The organism is Chromobacterium haemolyticum, from assembly GCF_002081825.1.
Taxonomy (GTDB): Bacteria; Pseudomonadota; Gammaproteobacteria; order Burkholderiales; family Chromobacteriaceae; genus Chromobacterium; species Chromobacterium fluminis.
On sequence record NZ_MUKU01000006.1, the window covers coordinates 88,895 to 106,341 of the forward strand.

A 17,447-nucleotide genomic window follows, 5' to 3' on the forward strand; every position below is an offset into this window, starting at 1 on the left:
ACTGAATATGCGTATCCACAAACTTGTCGCCATTCTGGCCCTGGTCTACGGTTGCAACGCCGCATTGGCCGCCACCCCGCAGAACGACGGAGTGATGCTCAACTTCGTCAACGCCGACATCGAAACCGTGGTCAAGGCGATAGGCGAGATCACCGGCAAGAACTTCATCATCGATCCGCGAGTGAAGGGCACGGTCAACATCGTGTCCAGCAAGCCGGTGCCGCGCGCGCTGTCTTACCAGATCCTGTTGTCCTCTTTGCGTTTGCAGGGCTTCTCAGCGGTGGAGGGCGGCGGCGTGGTCAAGATCGTGCCGGAGGCCGACGCCAAGTTGCACGCCAAGGCCAGCAAGAGCATTCCGCGCGGCGATGGCGATCGCTTGATCACCAAGGTGTTCACGCTCAAATACGGCAACGCTAATCAGCTGGTGCCGGTGATCCGTCCCATCGTGTCGCCCAACAACACGATCGCAGCCTACCCGCAGTCCAACGCGCTGATCGTCACCGACTACGCGGACAATATTCAGCGCATCGAGTCCATCATCGATTCGATCGAGAGCGCCGCCGCCGGCGACACCGTGGTGGTGCCGGTGTTGTTCGGTTCCGCGGTGGAGCTGGCCGGCAGCCTGAACAAGTTGTTGCAGGACAGCGGCGCAGGCGCCGACGGCGGCAAGACCACCATCATTCCGGACGCGCGCGCCAATGTGCTGATGGTGCGCGCCGACACCCCGGGCAAGATCGGCAAGATCAAAAGCTTGCTCAAGCTCTTGGACCAGCCCAGCCAGGCCGGCGCCAATGTGCGTGTGGTCTATCTGAAGAACGCCGAGGCCGGCAAAGTGGCGCAGACGCTACGCGCCTTGATGACCGGAGACGCCGGTCCTTTGCAGGGGCGCACCGCGGTGAGCACTAACGGCGGCTCCAGCTCCAGCCTGTTGAATCAGAGCGGCTCGGGCAGCGGTTCCGCCTCTTCGTCTAGCGGTTCCGCCAGCGCCGCGCAGGCGGCCAGTCCGGTGGGAGGCGACAGCGCGTCCGGCAGCGGAGGCGGCAGCGGTAGCGGGGCTGGCGGCGGCGGATCCATGATCCAGGCCGATCCCACCAACAACGCATTGATTTTGAACGTGCCGGATTCCATGTACCAGAACCTGCGCAACGTTATCGACTTGCTCGACAAACGCCGCGCCCAAGTGCTGGTGGAAGCACTGGTGGTGGAAGTGGCTGCTCAACGGGCGATGGAATTAGGCGTGCAATGGCAGGCGCTGGGGGCGCTCAACGGCAACGGCGCCGGCGTGTTCGGCGGCACCAACTTCCCCGGCAACAGCGGCCCGGGCATCATAGGCTTGTCCGGCGGCGCATTGGCCGGCGGCACCGCCGCCACGCCGCTTGGTACCCTGGCGGGCTCCGGCGGCCTGAACGTGGGTTGGGTCAAGGGCACAGTCAACATCCCTGGCATCGGCACCGTGTTGAATATGGGGGCGCTGGCCAAGGCGATGGAGACCGAGGTGGGTGGCAACATTGTGTCCAGCCCGTCCTTGATGGCGATGGACAATGAGAAGGCCAAGATCCAGATCGGCCAGGAAGTGCCCATCCTGACCGGCCAATACAGTAATACCGGGGGCAGCAGCGGCGGCGCGGTCAATCCCTTCCAGACCTATGACCGCAAGACTATTGGTTTCAATCTGGAAATCACACCGCAGATTTCCGAGGGCGGTTCCATCCGCATGAAGATTTTGCAGGAAGCGTCCACCATCGTGCCGGGCACCGAGAAGAACCCGCAAGGGCCAACCACCAATAAGCGCTTGATAGAGACCATCGCCAATGTCGACGACAGCGGCATCATCGCGATCGGTGGTCTACTGCAGGAAACGGTCAGCGACAATGAGAGCAAGGTGCCGCTGCTGGGCGACATCCCGTGGCTGGGCGCTTTGTTCCGCTACAGCAACAAGCAGCGCAACAAGACCAATCTGATGATTTTCATCAAGCCCACCATCATCCGCGATGATCTGGGCGCGCGCTCCATCGCCACTGATCGCTACAACTACATCATCGGCGAGGGCCAGAAGGCGGAGAGGGAGAAGCTGCAGATGAACCTGGATTCGGCGCTGAAATCGCTGCCGGAGGGTGGCATCCGCTCGACGCTGGAGCAGAGCCTGAAAGCGCAGCCAAAATGAACAAGCCCAAGCTGTCGCCGGCGCTGGGTTTTCCGTTCGCGCGCGCCAACGGCGTGATCCTGTTGGACGGCGAGAGCGGCCGCCATCTGCTGCTGCGCGAAGACTGCCGGCCCGAGTCCTGGGCCGAGGTGCTGCGCCTGCACGGCCAGGGGCTGGCCAGCGTGGAGACGCTGGAGGCGGCCTTGTTCGACAAGCGGTTGTCCGAGCATTATGCCAATCGCGACGGCGCGGCGGCCGAGGTAGTGGACGATATCGGTCAGGATTTGGACCTGACCCAGATGGTGGAGTCCTTGCCGACGGTGGAGGATCTGCTGGAGAGCGAGGGCGACGCGCCCATCATCCGCATGATCAACGCCTTGCTGACCCAGGCGTTGCGCGACGGCGCCTCGGACATCCACATCGAGGCCTTCGAAGACCGATCGGTGGTGCGTTTCCGCCTGGACGGCTCGCTGCGCGACGTGGTCAGCCCGCACCGCGCGCTGCACGCGGCAATGGTGTCGCGGATCAAGATCATGGCCAATCTCGACATCGCCGAAAAACGCATTCCGCAGGACGGCCGCATCTCGCTGCGTTTGGGCGGCCGTCCGGTGGACGTGCGGGTGTCCACGCTGCCCACCAGCCACGGCGAGCGCGTGGTGCTGCGTCTGCTGGACAAGGAAAACGCCCGTCTGGATCTAGCCACGCTGGGCATGGCGGCGGATACGCTGCAGGCGGTGGATAAGGTGATCCGCCAGCCGCACGGCATCCTGCTGGTCACCGGCCCCACCGGCTCGGGCAAGACCACCACGCTGTACGCGGCCTTGTCGCGGCTGGACGCGCGCCACACCAATATCATGACGGTGGAGGACCCGGTGGAGTACCACCTGGACGGCGTCGGTCAGACCCAGGTCAACCCGCGCATCGACATGAGTTTCGCCAAGGCGCTGCGCGCGATTTTGCGCCAGGATCCGGACGTGGTGATGATAGGGGAGATTCGCGATCTGGAAACCGCGCAGATCGCGGTACAGGCCTCGTTGACTGGTCACCTGGTGCTGGCCACGCTGCACACCAACGACGCCGCTTCGGCGGTGACGCGGCTGGTGGACATGGGCGTCGAGCCCTTCCTTTTGGCGTCCAGCCTGCTGGGCGTGATGGCGCAACGGCTGGTGCGCCGGCTGTGCCCGCACTGCAAGGCGCCGCATCCGGTGCCGCTGGAAGGTTCGGAGGACACGCCTCACTACCGGCCGGCGGGTTGCCCGAATTGCGGCCATTCCGGCTACAAGGGGCGATACGGTGTTTATGAACTGCTCTTGGTCGACGATCAATTGCAGCGCTTGATCCACGATCGCGCTTCCGAGCAGAAAATGCGCGATTACGCCGCCCGCCACGGCATGCGCTCGCTGCGCGACGACGGCCTGCGTTGGGTCAAGGCCGGCGAAACCTCGCTGGAAGAAATCATGCGGGTGACGAGGAACTGATGGCAGCCTTCCGCTTTACCGCTTTCGACCCTGCCGGCAAGGAGCAAAAAGGCTTGCTGGAGGCGGACTCCGCGCGCGCCGCGCGCAGCCAGCTGCGCGAGCGCGGCCTGCTGCCGCTGGAGGTGGAAAGCGTCAGCGCCAAGAACGGAGACGCCGGCAGCTCGGCGCTGCGCCGCGGCCTGCCGCGGGCGGAACTGGTGATGATCACCGAACAGCTATCCACCCTGCTCAACGCGGGTCTGCCGCTTGAAAAGGCGCTGACCGCGGTGACCGAGCAGTGCGAACACCCGCGCAGCCGCACCGTGCTGGCCGCTTTGCGCAGCGATATTCTGGAAGGCAAAAGCTTCGCCCAGGCGCTGTCCGCCGCGCCGGGCGTGTTTTTCCCCTTGTATCGTTCGCTGGTGCAGGCTGGAGAGCAATCCGGTCATCTCGACACCGTGATGGCACGCTTGGCCGAATACCTGGACAAGCGTCAGAACACCCAGCAGAAAGTGATGCTGGCGATGGCCTATCCCGCCGTGGTCACCGTGGTGGCCATCCTGGTGGTGGCCGGCCTGATGAGCTATGTGGTACCGCAGGTGGTTAGCGTGTTCGCCCAGACCAAGCAGACCTTGCCCTTCCTGACTCGCGCGTTGGTGGCCGCTAGCGATTTTCTGCGGCAATGGGGCATTGCGTTGCTGGCGGGCATCGTCGCCGCGCTCTTCCTGACCGTGCGCGCCTTGCGCGCGCCGGCGCTGAAGCGACGCTTCCACGGCAGGCTGTTGAAGCTGCCGGTATTCGGCCGCCTGCTGCGCGCGCTCAACACCGCGCGGATGGCCAGCACTCTGTCCATTCTGGTGGGCAGCGGCGTGCCGCTGCTGACCGCGTTGGAAACCGCGCGCGGCCTGATGACCTTGCTGCCGATGCAGGACGCGGTCAGCGAGGCGATGGCCAAGGTGCGGGAAGGCGTGGCGCTGTCGCGCGCGCTGCACGCCACCCGTCAATTCCCGCCGGTGCTGATTCATCTGATCGGCAGCGGCGAATCCAGCGGCACGCTGGCGCATATGTTGGACCGCGCCGCCCAGCAGCAGGAGCAGGAGGTGGAGCGCAAGCTCGCCACCTTCACCACCCTGATGGAACCGCTGCTGATCCTGTTCATGGGCGGCATGGTCTTGTTGATCGTACTGGCCATCATGATGCCCATCATCGACATGAACCAGATGGTGCATTGATTTTCGCGGAAAGAAGCACGGCAATGTCTCACAAGGCAGTACTACAGCAATGGGTGTTGGAAGCGCTGGCCGCGCACGGCGGCAAGGCGGATCGGCTGACGGTGGCCAAGCACATCTGGCATGCGCGCGGGCGCGAGCTGGAAGGAACCGAGTTGTTCTACACCTGGCAATACGATATGAGCTGGGCGGCGAGCGAGCTGAGAAAGCTGGGCCAGCTCAAGCCGGCCAATGCCGGACCCGCCGGCGTCTGGGAGTTGTCCAGCGACGGCCCCTCCCTGTTTTGACCCTTTGAAACCTCGGTAGTAGGAGTAGATATGCGACACCTTTCCAAAGCGGCCCAGCGAGGCTTCACCCTGATCGAAATCATGGTGGTGATCGTGATTCTCGGCGTACTCGCGGCGTTGGTGGTGCCCAAGGTGATGAGCCGCCCGGACGAGGCGCGCGCCGTCGCCGCCAAGCAGGATCTGGGCGCATTGAGCCAGGCTTTGAAACTGTATCGGCTGGACAATGGCCGTTATCCCAGCAGCGAGCAGGGCCTGCAGGCGCTGGTGCAAAAGCCAACCTCCGCGCCGGAGCCGAAAAACTGGAAGCCGGGCGGCTATCTGGAGCGCCTGCCCAAGGATCCGTGGGGCAATCCCTACCAGTACGCCAACCCGGGCACTCACGGTGAAATCGATATCTGGAGCTTCGGCGCCGACGGCGAGCCGGGCGGCGAGGGCGTGGACGCCGACATCGGCAACTGGGACGCGGTCAAGTAAGACCGGAGCCACTGATGAACTCCTCCCTTCCGGCGCGCGGCTTCACCCTGATCGAGGTGATGGTGGTGATGCTGATCATCGGCGTGCTGGCCACCACGGTGACGCTCAGTATGCGGCCGGACACTCACCGCCAGGTCTCGGACGAAGCCTACCGATTGGCGCGGGTGCTGGAGCAGGCGGCGGATGCCGCTGAAATGGGGGATCCGCTGGCCCTGATGTGGGATGCCAAGGGTTACGGCTTCCGCCGCCGCGGCGACAACGGGGACTGGGGCGGCGCCAACGACGAATTGCTGGCCGACCGGTTGTGGCCGGAGGGCGTGCACGGCGGCGCTTTGTTGCTGGACGGCCAACCCTGGCCGGCGGGGCGGCCGCTGCCCTTGTGGCAGGACGGGCGCGCCAACGCGCTGGCCCTGCAGATCAAGACCGAGACGCGCGGCCTGGCCGTGACCCTGTCGCCGTTGGGACGAAGCAGGGTGGATGAAGGCTCATGAAGCGCGAGCGCGGCTTTACCTTGTTTGAAGTGTTGGTGGCGCTGGCCATCATCGCAGTGGCTTTGGGCGCTTTGTTGCGGGCCACCGGCCTGGCCGCCGACAACGGCGAAGGGATGAAGCGCCGGATGCAGGCCGCTTGGGAAGCGCAGAACATGATCGCGCTGATGCAGGCGCGCCGCGAATGGCCGGACGTGGGCGAACAGGCGGGAGAGCTGGACGACGACGGCGCGCGCTGGCGTTGGCAGCGCGTGATCAGCCAGACGCCCAACCCCAATTTCCGCAAGGTGGTGGTGCGCGTGCTGGCCCAGAGCGACGGCCGTTACGTGCTGGCCGAGATGACCGGCTACCTGCGCATGAATGTTGGAGGCGGCTCGTGAGGCGCGGCCGGCAGGACGGCATGACCTTGATCGAGATTCTGGTGGCGATGAGCTTGCTCGCCATCTTGTCGGTGCTCGGCTACAAGGCCTTCGGCTCCTTGCTGATCTCGCGCGAACGACTGATGCAGACCAGCGAGCAATGGGTGGACGCCGCGCGCGCTTTCCGGCGGCTGGAAGGCGATTTGACCGGCCAGATGCCGGCGCCGACGCAAGGGCAGGGGCCCAGTCTGGGCGGCAGCCAGCTATTGCTGCAAAGCGACGGCGACGGCCAGACGCTGACCTTGCAGAGTTTTTCCGCCCGCTATCCCGGCGGCCAGGAGCGCATCAGCTACCATGCCGGCGCTCAGGGCCTCAGCTGGGCGGCGGGCGACGCCCAGGGCGCGGCGCCGACCGCCTACGTGCTCTTGGGCAAGGACGCCGCGGTGCGCTGGCGCGTGCTGCTGGACGACGGCAATTGGCTGGACAACTGGCCGCCGCGCGAGGCCAGCCCGGCGCACAGCCCGCGCGCGCTGGAAATGCGCATCCGCATGCCGGGCAATGAATGGGCGAAACGGATATGGGCGCTGCCATGAGGACGCCGGAAAGCCGGAAGCAGCGCGGCATGGCGGTGATCATGGCCTTGCTGATCGTGGCGCTGGCCACCACCGCCGCCTCGCTGGTGCTGTGGCAGCAAGGCCTGTGGTGGCACCAGCTCGACAACGACCGCAATCGCGCCCAGCTGCGCCTGGTGGCCGACGCCGGCCTGGGCTGGGCGATGGAAATCCTGCGTTTCAACAACGGCGCGGCCGGCAACGGCGTGGTGGCCCTGTCGCAGCTGTGGGCCCAGCCCTTGCCGCAGACCGAGGCCCAGGGCGTGACCGTGTCCGGCCGGCTGAGCGATCTGCAAGGGCGCTTCAATCTGAATTCGCTGGTGCAGAACGGTCAGACCAATGCGCGCCAGCTGGTGTTCTACAAGCGGCTATTGACCACGCTGGGTCTGCCCACGCGCTTGTCCGAACCGCTGGTCAAGCAACTGCGCGGCGGCAAGGATCCGGAGGACGCCAGCCAGCCGGCGGGAGAGGGCCGGCCGCCGGAGCCGGGCGCTGCCCAGCCCGGCAACCCCTTGCTGCGGGTGGAGATGCTGCGCTGGCTGCCGGGTTACACCCCGGAGGTCTTGGACAAGTTGCTGCCGCATGTGGCCGCCTTGCCGGCCGACGTCAGCCAGATCAACATCAACACCGCCACGCCGGCGGTGATGAAGACGCTGCTGCCGGGCGTGGGCGAAGGCAATCTGCTGGTGCTGCTCAATCAGCGCAAGGTCAATTACTACAAGGACGCCAATGATTTCAAGGCGCGGCTGCCAGCGCCAGGCATCATCGCCGACACCGATATCGCGGCGGCGTCCAATTACTTCATGTTGGACAGCTCGGCCCGGCTGGAGCGGGCGCGGCTGGAAATGCGGGCGCTGATCTACAGCAATATGAACGTGGTGAAGACGCTGTGGCGGCAAGACGGCGCGGCACGCCCGCCGCCGGCCAGGGGAAACGGAAACCAGAATGACAACGCTTAGACTGTATTTGCGGGCCGGTTGGCCCGATAGCGAACCGGGGCTGCCCTGGGCCTTGTTGGGCCCGCGCGGCGAACCGAGCGCTCAGGGCGACAGCGCGCCGAGGGGCTGGCCGCGCGCCGATCGTTGCGAACTGATCCTGCCCGCCGGCCGCACCCTGTTCACCCAGGCGCGGCTGCCGGCCGCGGTCAAACAGCCGACGGCGGCGATGATGGGTTTCGCTCTGGAGGAGGGGCTAATCAATGATCCCTCCACCAATCTTTACGCTCTTGGCGGGGAGTTGCCGGACGGTAGTCGGGCGGTGGCGGTGACCGAGGCTTTTCCGGTACGCCGCGCCGTGGCCATGCTCAAGAGCGCGGGGCGGCTGTGCGACCGCATCCTGCCGGAGGAAAGTCTGCTGCCGTCGCCGGCGCGCGACGGTTGGAGCGTGGCGCGTGGCAGCGAAGGCTGGTTGCTGCGGCTGAGCGCCACGCGTGCGGCCTGGCTGCCCTATTGCGGCGAAACTACAGAACAACTGCTGTTCGCGCGGCTGGCGACACAGCTGCCGCCGGCCAGCCTGACCGTGTGCGGGGCTGAAGCGGCGGGGTTGATCGGTTCGCGCCTGCCGGCGTGGCAAGGCGAGCCCAAGCAATTGGCCGCTCATGATTGGCGGCAGGGCCAGGCGCAACAGGCTTTCGACTTCGCCAACGGCGAACTGGCGGCCAATCGGCGCTGGCGCGACTGGGGGCCGGCGCTGAGACGAACCGGCCTGGTGTTGGGCGGCTTGTTGGCGGCGCAACTGGCGCTGACCCTGGGCCAGGCCGGCTGGTACGCCTGGCAGAAACAAAGCCTGTCGGCCGACATCCGCGCCGCCGCCAAGCCCTGGATCGGCGGTCAGGCGATGCCGGGCAGCAGCGCGCTGGCAATGACGCGGGCGGTGGACAAGCTGCGGCTGAGCCACGGCCTGCCGGCTCGCGACGACGCCTTGGAGCTGATGGGCGCGCTGGCCGCGCTCAGCGGCCGCGATCTGCAGACCCGCACGCTCAGCTACGAAGGTGGGCGGCTCAAGCTGCAAGTGGCGGACGTGCCGGCGGAAACCCTGCAGCGCTGGCGCAGCCAACTGGGGGCTAAGCAGATCCGCTTGGACGTGACCGCCACTCAGCAAGGGACCAAAGAACTCAGCCTGTCCCGGGAGCCTTGAAATGAAGCAATACCGTGAACAATTCGTCGCCTACTGGCGACAGCGCAGCCGCCGCGAACAAGGGTTGCTACTGGCGATGGCCGTCGTGCTCGGCGTCGGCGTGCTTTACGCTGGCGTTTGGGAGCCGGCCGGCAAATCGGTGGAGCGCAACCGCGCCGCCGCGGCGCGTCTGCAAGCCGAGCTGAGCTATGTGCAGTCTTTGGCTCGCGAGGCGGAGCAACTGAAGCGTCAGCCGGCGCAAGCGGCGCTGCCGGCCAAGGAACTGTTGCCGGTGATCCGTCAGGTGGCGCAGAGCCAGGGCTTGTCCGAGGCCGGCTGGCAATTGAGCCCCGAGGGCGAGTCCGGCGTGGCGATGGAGGGGACGATGGCGTTCGACGCTTGGGTCAAGCTGGCCGGCGTGCTGGCGGCTCAGCATCAGGTACGCGTGCTCAGCGTGAGGGCGGAGGCGCAGCCGATGCCGGGTCAAGTGCATATCAAGGCGCTACTGGCGCATGCCGGAGGCGGCGCATGAAACGGAAGATTCTGATAGGCGCGCTATTGGGCGCGCTGTTTCTGGCCGGCCTGATCGCCGCCTTGCCGGCGAGCTTGCTGTCGCTGCCCTTGTTGCGCGCCACCGGTGAGCGCTGGCAGTTCAGCGGCGCGCAAGGCACGGTGTGGCAGGGCAAGACACAGTTGGTCTATGTCGGCGACAAGGGCGAGGTGTTGCCTATGAGCCGGATTGGCTGGCATTTCCAGCCCAAGGCCCTGTTGTCGGGCCGGGCGATCTGGTTGCTGGAGAGCGACGGCCAGGACGGCAGGCTGGAGTGGGGTTGGGGCGGCGTGGAGGTGAACGGCGTGAATTTGATGCTGCCGGTGGCTGCCTTGGCGAATTTGTCCAAGACCTGGCAGGCGGCGCGGCTGGGCGGCTATCTGCAGTTCAAGGTCGGCCAGTTCAGCCGCAAGGGCGGCCAATTGGCCGGCAATCTGCAGCTCAGCTGGCTGGGCGCGGCCTCGCCCTTGAGCCCGTTGTCGCCGTTCGGCTCCTACCAAATGGACGTCAACGGGGCCGGCGCGGGCGTGGCCTTGAACGTGGCGACGCTGGACGGACCCTTGAATCTGAGCGGGCAGGGGCAGTGGCAGCCGGGGGCGGCCTTCTCGCTGGCCGGCAGCGCCGACAGCCCGCCGGAAAAATACGACGCCTTGAAGCCGCTGATGTTGATGCTGGGCAAATCGAGCGGACCGACCAGCGTGCAGTGGCAGATCCGTCCCGGGGCTTGATGGTCGTTCATTTGTCATGTTATGGAATTTTCTTGTGGTTTTTCCTGTTCAGCGTTACTATAGAAAGGTTTAACCAAACGGGACTGATGCGCTAGGCATCGAGTCCCGTTCTTCACATAAAGCAATTCGAAAACTTAGGGTAGGGACAGATCCCCTCTGTCGCGGCGGCGGTCTTGCGCGAGCAAGGCGGCCGGGCAGGCGGACGGGGTCAACAAAACCGGCGCAGCCGGTTTTTCCTTACCCGTCGCAAACGCAATAGGAGCAGCTTGTGTCAACCGTACCCGCAATACTTGTCTTGGCCGATGGCACCGTGTTCAAGGGCAGTGCTATTGGGGCCGCCGGACATACGGTGGGCGAGGTGGTGTTCAATACCGCCATCACCGGCTATCAGGAGATTTTGACCGACCCCTCCTATACCAAACAGATCGTCACCCTGACTTATCCCCATATCGGCAACGTCGGCGCGAATTCGGAAGACACCGAATCTCGCGCCGTTTTTGCATCCGGCCTGATCATTCGCGATCTGCCGCTGTTGCATAGCAACTTCCGCGCCGAAGACTCCTTGTCCGCTTATCTGAAGCGGCACAATGTCGTCGCCATCGCCGACATCGACACCCGTCGCTTGACCCGCATTCTGCGCGAAAAGGGCGCCCAGGCCGGCTGCGTGATGGCCGGGGATGTCGATGAGGCGCGTGCGCTGGAGCTGGCGCGGGGCTTCGGCTCCATGGCAGGCCAGGATCTGGCCCAGGTGGTCAGCTGCGACAAGCCTTACGCCTGGACCGAGCGCGAGTGGACATTGGGCGCCGGCTATCAAGTGCAGTCGTCTACCCGCTTCCATGTGGTCGCCTACGACTTCGGCGTCAAGCACAATATTCTGCGCATGCTGGCCGAACGCGGCTGTCAGTTGACGGTGGTGCCGGCCAAGACCCCGGCCGCCGACGTGCTGGCTCTGAATCCGCACGGCGTCTTCCTGTCCAACGGCCCTGGCGATCCGGAACCGTGCGATTACGCCATCGCCGCCATCCGGGACATTCTGGACGCCAAGCTGCCGGTATTCGGCATTTGCCTTGGCCATCAACTGTTGGGTCTGGCTAGCGGTGGCAAGACGTCCAAGATGAAGTTCGGCCACCACGGCGCCAACCATCCGGTGCAGGACCTGGACAGCGGCCGGGTGATGATCACCAGCCAGAACCATGGTTTCCAGGTGGATGAAACCAGCCTGCCGGCCAACGTGCGCGTCACCCACCGCTCCTTGTTCGACGGCACGGTGCAGGGCATCGCATTGACCGACCGTCCAGCCTTCTCCTTCCAGGGCCACCCGGAAGCCAGCCCGGGGCCGGAAGACGTCGCTTATCTGTTCGACCGTTTCATCGCCTCGATGGCGGAACGCGTTTAAGCGGGGAGCGGGGACATGCTGGGGATTACCGATCTCACCACCTATCTGCTGGGCGCCGTTCTCATTGTGCTGTTGCCGGGGCCCAACTCCATGTATGTGCTGTCGGTGGCGGCGCAGCGCGGCACGCGCGCCGGCTTTGCCGGCGCCGGCGGCATCATCATCGGCGACTTCATCCTGATGACGCTGGCGGCTACTGGCGCGGCTGGTCTGCTGAAGGCCAACCCGATGCTGTTCGCCGTGGTCAAGTATCTGGGCGGCGGCTATCTGGCCTGGCTGGGCTTCAATATGCTGCGCGGCGCGCTGACGGCCTGGCGCCGCTCCGCCCGCGGCGAAGCGGCCGAGGCCAAGTCGGTGCTGGTGGGAGAGGAAAATCCTTTCGTCAAAGCCTTGCTGATCAGCTTGATGAATCCAAAGGCCATCCTGTTTTTCGTGTCCTTCTTTGTTCAATTCGTTGATCCCGCTTACCCGCATCCGGCGCTGACTTTCGTCGCGCTGGGGCTGATCGTGGAAGTATGCAGCACGCTGTATCTGACCGCGCTGATCGTCGCCGGCCACCGGCTGGCCCAGGCCTTCCGCCGTCGCCGCAAGTTGAGCGCGGCGCTGGGCGGCTCGGTGGGCGCGCTGTTCGTCGGCTTCGGCGCCAAACTGGCCGCGGCGAGCCTGTAAGGCAGAGATTTAATATTCGCCGTGAAGCGGCCAGGCGTCTCAGGCGTCCGGGCTTCGCGGCAAACAAAATGCAATCATAAAGAGTAGAACCATGCCAAAGCGTAGCGACCTCAAAAGCATTCTGATCATCGGAGCCGGCCCCATCGTCATCGGCCAGGCCTGCGAATTCGACTACTCCGGCGCACAAGCGTGCAAGGCCCTGCGCGAAGAGGGCTACAAAGTCATCCTGGTGAACTCCAACCCGGCCACCATCATGACCGACCCGGACATGGCCGATGTCACCTACATCGAGCCCATCACCTGGAAGGTGGTGGAAAAGATCATCGCCAAAGAGCGTCCGGACGCCATCCTGCCGACCATGGGCGGCCAGACCGCGCTCAACTGCGCGCTGGACCTGGCCAAGAACGGAGTGCTGGAAAAATACAAGGTGGAGCTGATCGGCGCCACCGAGGACGCCATCGACAAGGCCGAAGACCGCGGCCGCTTCAAGGAGGCGATGGCCAAGATCGGCCTGTCCTGCCCGCTGTCCTTCGTTTGCCACACCATGGAAGCGTCGCTGGAAGCGCAGGCCAAGGTGGGCTTCCCGACCTTGATCCGTCCGTCCTTCACCATGGGCGGCTCCGGCGGCGGCATCGCCTACAACCGCGAAGAATTCCTGGCCATCTGCGAGCGCGGCTTCGAAGCCTCGCCCACCCATGAGCTGCTGATCGAGCAATCGGTGCTGGGTTGGAAAGAGTACGAGATGGAGGTGGTGCGCGACAAGAACGACAACTGCATCATCATTTGTTCGATCGAGAACTTCGACCCGATGGGCGTGCACACCGGCGACTCCATCACCGTGGCGCCGGCGCAGACGCTGACCGACAAGGAATACCAGATCATGCGCAACGCCAGCCTGGCGGTGCTGCGCGAGATCGGCGTGGATACCGGCGGCTCCAATGTGCAGTTCGCCACCAATCCGGCCACCGGCGAGATGATCGTCATTGAAATGAACCCGCGCGTGTCGCGTTCGTCGGCGCTGGCGTCCAAGGCTACCGGCTTCCCCATCGCCAAGATCGCCGCCAAACTGGCGGTGGGCTTCACGCTGGACGAACTGAAGAACGACATCACCGGCGGCGCCACCCCGGCCTCCTTCGAGCCGTCCATCGACTACGTGGTTACCAAGATTCCGCGTTTCGCCTTTGAGAAATTCCCGCAGGCCGACGACCGCCTGACCACCCAGATGAAATCGGTGGGCGAGGTGATGGCGATGGGCCGCACCTTGCAGGAATCGATGCAGAAAGCGTTGCGCGGCCTGGAAACCGGCCTGGCCGGCTTCGACCCGGTGACCAGCGACGAAGCGGCGATCCGCCACGAACTGGGCACGCCGGGGCCGGAACGCATCCTGTACGTGGCCGATGCCTTCCGCATCGGCATGAGCCGCGACGACATCCACGCGGTCAGCAAGATCGATCCCTGGTTCTTGGCCCAGATCGAAGACCTGATCGGCGAAGAACAAGCGCTGGCCGGCCGCAAGATTGAAGAACTGGACTACGCCGAGCTGCGCCGCCTGAAGCGCAAGGGTTTCTCCGACCGGCGGTTGGGCGAACTCTTGGGTTCGGATCAGGCCGCGGTGCGCGCCAAGCGCTGGAGCTTGAACCTGCACCCGGTGTACAAGCGCGTGGACACTTGCGCGGCGGAATTCGCCACCAATACCGCCTATATGTACTCGACCTATGAGGAAGAGTGCGAATCCAATCCCTCCGACCGCAAGAAGGTGATGGTGCTGGGCGGCGGACCCAACCGCATCGGCCAGGGCATCGAGTTCGACTACTGCTGCGTGCACGCGGCGCTGGCGCTGCGCGAATCCGGTTTCGAGACCATCATGGTCAACTGCAACCCGGAAACCGTGTCCACCGACTACGACACCTCGGACCGCCTGTACTTCGAACCGCTGACGCTGGAAGACGTGCTGGAAATCTGCCGTATCGAAAAACCGTTCGGCGTCATCGTCCAGTACGGCGGCCAGACCCCGCTGAAACTGGCGCGCGCGCTGGAAGCCAACGGCGTGCCCATCATCGGCACCACCCCGGATATGATCGACGCCGCCGAGGACCGCGAGCGCTTCCAGAAGCTGCTGCACGAGCTGGGCCTGAAGCAGCCGCCCAACCGCACCGCGCGCGCGCCGGCCGAAGCGATGAAGCTGGCCGAGGAAATCGGCTATCCGCTGGTGGTGCGCCCCTCCTACGTGCTGGGCGGCCGCGCGATGGAAATCGTCCACGAGCCGGCCGACCTGGAGCGCTATATGCGCGAGGCGGTGAAGGTGTCCAATGACAGCCCGGTGCTGCTGGACCGCTTCCTCAACGATGCCATCGAAGTCGACGTCGACTGCGTGTCCGACGGCGAGAACGTGGTGATCGGCGGCATCATGCAGCACGTGGAACAGGCTGGGGTTCACTCCGGCGATTCCGCCTGCTCGCTGCCGCCCTACAGTCTATTCCCTGCGGTACAGGACGAAATCCGCCGTCAGACCGTGGCCATGGCCCGCGCGCTGAACGTGGTTGGCCTGATGAACGTGCAGTTCGCCATTCAGGGCGACACCCTCTACGTGCTGGAAGTGAACCCGCGCGCCAGCCGCACCGTGCCCTTTGTCTCCAAAGTGACTTCCGCGCCGCTGGCCAAGATCGCGGCGCGCGCGATGGCCGGCATCGGCCTCAACGAGCAGGGCTTCACCAAGGAGGTGATCCCGCCGTTCTACGCGGTGAAGGAAGCCGTATTCCCCTTTATCAAATTCCCTGGCGTGGACACCATCCTGGGTCCGGAAATGAAGTCCACCGGCGAAGTGATGGGTGTGGGAAAAACCTTTGCCGAAGCCTACGTCAAAGGCCAGTTGGGCGCAGGCGACCGTCTGCCCAAGACCGGCAAGGTGTTCTTGTCCGTGCGCGACAGCGACAAGAACGGCGCGGTGGAAGTGGCGCGCGAACTGCAGCGCCTGGGCTTCGGCGTCTGCGCGACGCGCGGCACCGCCAAGCACTTGTCTGCGGCCGGCATCGTGGTGCAGGTAGTCAACAAGGTCAATGAAGGCCGCCCGCATATTGTCGACATGATCAAAAACTCGGAAATCGATCTGCTGATCAACACCGTCGACGAAAAGCGCCAGGCGATTCAAGACAGCCACTCCATCCGTCGTTCGGCCTTGCAGGCGCGGATTCCGCAGTACACCACCCTGGCCGGCGCCAAGGCGGTATGCGTGGGCATGGCTCACGCCGAGGAGTTCGACGTCTACAGCGTGCAGGAACTTCACAGCCAGATTCAGGGCTGAGTCCTGACGCGGGGGCTTGGAAGCGGGAGGGGTTTGCCGTTACAATCCCTCCCATAACCCGCTACTTCAAGCCGCCGTCCAGTACGGCGGCTTGTGCTTTTGATGAAGGCGGATGCCGCCTCTGGAGAGAATTCTGAAATGATCAAAGTCCCGTTGACCGTGCGCGGTGCCGAGCTGCTGAAAGAAGAGCTGCAACGCCTCAAGAGCGTGGAGCGTCCGGCCGTGATCGAGGCGATTGCCGAAGCACGCTCGCATGGCGACCTGTCGGAGAACGCCGAATACGACGCGGCCAAGGAGCGCCAGGGCTTTGTCGAAGGCCGTATCGCCGAGCTGGAAGCCAAATTGTCCAATGCGTTGGTGGTGAACCCGGCCGAACTGGACGCCGACGGCCGTGTGGTGTTCGGCGCCACCGTCGAGCTCATGGAGCTGGAGACCGAGGAAAACGTCACCTACCAGATCGTTGGCGACGACGAGGCTGACATCAAGGTGTGCAAGGTGTCGGTCAATTCCCCGATCGCGCGCGCGCTGATCGGCAAGGAAGCCGGCGACGTGGCCGAGGTGGTGGCCCCGGGCGGCATCCGCGAATACGAAGTGCTCGACGTCAAATACATCTGAGTCCCGCCGGCGAGCGGGCTTGACGGTCCGCGCGCGGCGTGGCGTGGGAGAGGGGCTGAGACATGGATGGATTGCGTTCCATCGCCAAGACGTTCTGGATTGGCGGCTTGTGGGTGATCGGCATCATTGTGGCACCGGTGCTGTTCGCCATGCTGGACCGGGTCACCGCCGGCATGGTGGCCGGCAAGCTGTTCGCCAGCATCGCCTGGGTGGGGCTGGTGTGCGGGGCGATCCTGCTGGTAGACCATATCCGCCGCAACGGCGCGGCGGGGATCAAGGAAAGCGGTTTTTGGCTGGTGATGGGCATGCTGGCCTGCACGCTGATCAATCATTTCGCCGTCACTCCCATCATCGCCAACCTCAAGGCGCAGATGAATCATGCGGCCGAAGGCCTGTTCGGCGGAGGCTTCGCCACCTGGCACGCGATTTCCAGCCTAATCTATCTGGTGCAGAGCTTGATGGGCTTGGTCTACGTCTGGCGCAACGATTAAGGCGCCGTTCACGGTCCGTGAATATCCCGTCTGGAGCGGACAAAACAAAAGCGGTGGCATGCCACCGCTTTTCTTCAAGCGCGATCGCTGCGAACGGCGTTCAGCCCTTCAGCGCCTGCTTGTTCTTAGGCAGAACAATGCGCTCTTTATCGCTGGGGCGCCACAGCACCAGCAACTTGCCGATGTGCTGGACCGGGGCGGCGCCCAAGTCTTCGCAGATCTGCTCGAACATGGCGACGCGCGCTTCGCGGTCGTCGCCCAGCACGCGGACTTTGATCAGTTCGTGGGCGTCCAGATTGATGGCGACTTCGCGGATCACCGCTTCGGTCAGGCCGTTGTTGCCTATCATCACCACCGGGTTGAGGTCGTGCGCCAGTCCCTGCAGATACTTGCGCTGGAACGGCTTGAGTTCAATTTTCATGAGAAATACGGATTTACAAAGCAAAAGCCGATTCTACTCGAGTTGAGCGCTTTCCCAAAGTCCGGACCTAAAATAAATGAAAAACAACAGGATAGCGCGGCTGACCTGTTGCCCCA

At 64.5% G+C, this 17,447-nt stretch carries 18 protein-coding genes; 17 read left to right on the forward strand and 1 reads right to left on the reverse strand.

Translation table 11 applies throughout. The features are described from left to right. Nucleotides 1-7 precede the first annotated feature (7 nt). The 17 genes from gspD (at nucleotide 8) to B0T39_RS05985 (ending at nucleotide 16,910) form a co-directional block, all read left to right on the forward strand. A complete protein-coding gene (gene gspD / locus B0T39_RS05905) occupies nucleotides 8-2,164 on the forward strand; it encodes a type II secretion system secretin GspD (RefSeq protein WP_081545248.1) in 2,157 nt (718 codons plus the stop codon). After that, entirely contained in the window at nucleotides 2,161-3,621 is a 1,461-nt protein-coding gene (gene gspE / locus B0T39_RS05910; protein WP_081545249.1) for a type II secretion system ATPase GspE, read from the forward strand. The genes gspD and gspE overlap by 4 nt, the downstream gene beginning before the upstream one ends. Then, on the forward strand, nucleotides 3,621-4,832 hold the full coding sequence (gene gspF / locus B0T39_RS05915; protein WP_081545250.1) for a type II secretion system inner membrane protein GspF: 1,212 nt from the start codon (nucleotides 3,621-3,623) through the stop codon (nucleotides 4,830-4,832). Before gspE ends, gspF begins: the two co-directional genes overlap by 1 nt. A 23-nt stretch (nucleotides 4,833-4,855) precedes the next feature. Then, nucleotides 4,856-5,116, forward strand: coding sequence for a hypothetical protein (locus B0T39_RS05920; protein WP_081545251.1), 261 nt, complete (start codon nucleotides 4,856-4,858; stop codon nucleotides 5,114-5,116). A 30-nt stretch (nucleotides 5,117-5,146) separates the two neighbouring features. Beyond that, the gene (gspG, locus tag B0T39_RS05925; protein ID WP_019100905.1) at nucleotides 5,147-5,590 is read left to right on the forward strand and encodes a type II secretion system major pseudopilin GspG; all 444 of its coding nucleotides are present in this window, start codon (nucleotides 5,147-5,149) and stop codon (nucleotides 5,588-5,590) included. A 14-nt stretch (nucleotides 5,591-5,604) separates the two neighbouring features. Then, complete coding sequence (locus B0T39_RS05930; RefSeq protein WP_081545252.1) at nucleotides 5,605-6,081, forward strand: prepilin-type N-terminal cleavage/methylation domain-containing protein; 477 nt, start codon at nucleotides 5,605-5,607, stop codon at nucleotides 6,079-6,081. Continuing rightward, nucleotides 6,078-6,458, forward strand: a complete 381-nt coding sequence (gene gspI / locus B0T39_RS05935; protein ID WP_081545253.1) for a type II secretion system minor pseudopilin GspI — start codon at nucleotides 6,078-6,080, stop codon at nucleotides 6,456-6,458. The genes B0T39_RS05930 and gspI overlap by 4 nt, the downstream gene beginning before the upstream one ends. Next, the gene (locus B0T39_RS05940) at nucleotides 6,455-7,030 is read left to right on the forward strand and encodes a type II secretion system protein GspJ (RefSeq protein WP_081545254.1); all 576 of its coding nucleotides are present in this window, start codon (nucleotides 6,455-6,457) and stop codon (nucleotides 7,028-7,030) included. Before gspI ends, B0T39_RS05940 begins: the two co-directional genes overlap by 4 nt. Before the next feature lie 29 nt (nucleotides 7,031-7,059). Then, nucleotides 7,060-8,007 (forward strand): type II secretion system minor pseudopilin GspK, encoded by a 948-nt coding sequence (gene gspK / locus B0T39_RS05945; RefSeq protein WP_176219491.1) that lies wholly within the window; start codon nucleotides 7,060-7,062, stop codon nucleotides 8,005-8,007. Further along, nucleotides 7,994-9,184 carry a type II secretion system protein GspL gene (gene gspL / locus B0T39_RS05950; protein WP_081545256.1) on the forward strand — a complete coding sequence of 397 codons (1,191 nt, stop codon included), beginning with the start codon at nucleotides 7,994-7,996 and terminating at the stop codon, nucleotides 9,182-9,184. Before gspK ends, gspL begins: the two co-directional genes overlap by 14 nt. A gap of 1 nt (nucleotide 9,185) precedes the next feature. Then, the gene (gene gspM, locus B0T39_RS05955; RefSeq protein ID WP_081545257.1) at nucleotides 9,186-9,695 is read left to right on the forward strand and encodes a type II secretion system protein GspM; all 510 of its coding nucleotides are present in this window, start codon (nucleotides 9,186-9,188) and stop codon (nucleotides 9,693-9,695) included. Beyond that, complete coding sequence (locus tag B0T39_RS05960) at nucleotides 9,692-10,441, forward strand: type II secretion system protein N (RefSeq protein WP_081545258.1); 750 nt, start codon at nucleotides 9,692-9,694, stop codon at nucleotides 10,439-10,441. The genes gspM and B0T39_RS05960 overlap by 4 nt, the downstream gene beginning before the upstream one ends. Nucleotides 10,442-10,709: 268 nt before the next feature. Continuing rightward, entirely contained in the window at nucleotides 10,710-11,837 is a 1,128-nt protein-coding gene (gene carA / locus B0T39_RS05965) for a glutamine-hydrolyzing carbamoyl-phosphate synthase small subunit (protein WP_081545259.1), read from the forward strand. Nucleotides 11,838-11,852: 15 nt separating this feature from the next. Continuing rightward, on the forward strand, nucleotides 11,853-12,503 hold the full coding sequence (leuE, locus tag B0T39_RS05970) for a leucine efflux protein LeuE (protein WP_081545260.1): 651 nt from the start codon (nucleotides 11,853-11,855) through the stop codon (nucleotides 12,501-12,503). Nucleotides 12,504-12,594: 91 nt separating this feature from the next. Then, nucleotides 12,595-15,804, forward strand: coding sequence for a carbamoyl-phosphate synthase large subunit (gene carB, locus B0T39_RS05975; protein WP_081545261.1), 3,210 nt, complete (start codon nucleotides 12,595-12,597; stop codon nucleotides 15,802-15,804). A gap of 138 nt (nucleotides 15,805-15,942) precedes the next feature. Next, the gene (greA, locus tag B0T39_RS05980) at nucleotides 15,943-16,419 is read left to right on the forward strand and encodes a transcription elongation factor GreA (protein WP_081545262.1); all 477 of its coding nucleotides are present in this window, start codon (nucleotides 15,943-15,945) and stop codon (nucleotides 16,417-16,419) included. Nucleotides 16,420-16,481: 62 nt separating this feature from the next. After that, on the forward strand, nucleotides 16,482-16,910 hold the full coding sequence (locus B0T39_RS05985; protein WP_081545263.1) for a DUF4149 domain-containing protein: 429 nt from the start codon (nucleotides 16,482-16,484) through the stop codon (nucleotides 16,908-16,910). Between the two features lie 100 nt (nucleotides 16,911-17,010). Here B0T39_RS05985 and yhbY read toward each other — a convergent pair whose 3' ends face one another. After that, complete coding sequence (gene yhbY, locus B0T39_RS05990; protein ID WP_081545264.1) at nucleotides 17,011-17,331, reverse strand: ribosome assembly RNA-binding protein YhbY; 321 nt, start codon at nucleotides 17,329-17,331, stop codon at nucleotides 17,011-17,013. Nucleotides 17,332-17,447: the final 116 nt, after the last annotated feature.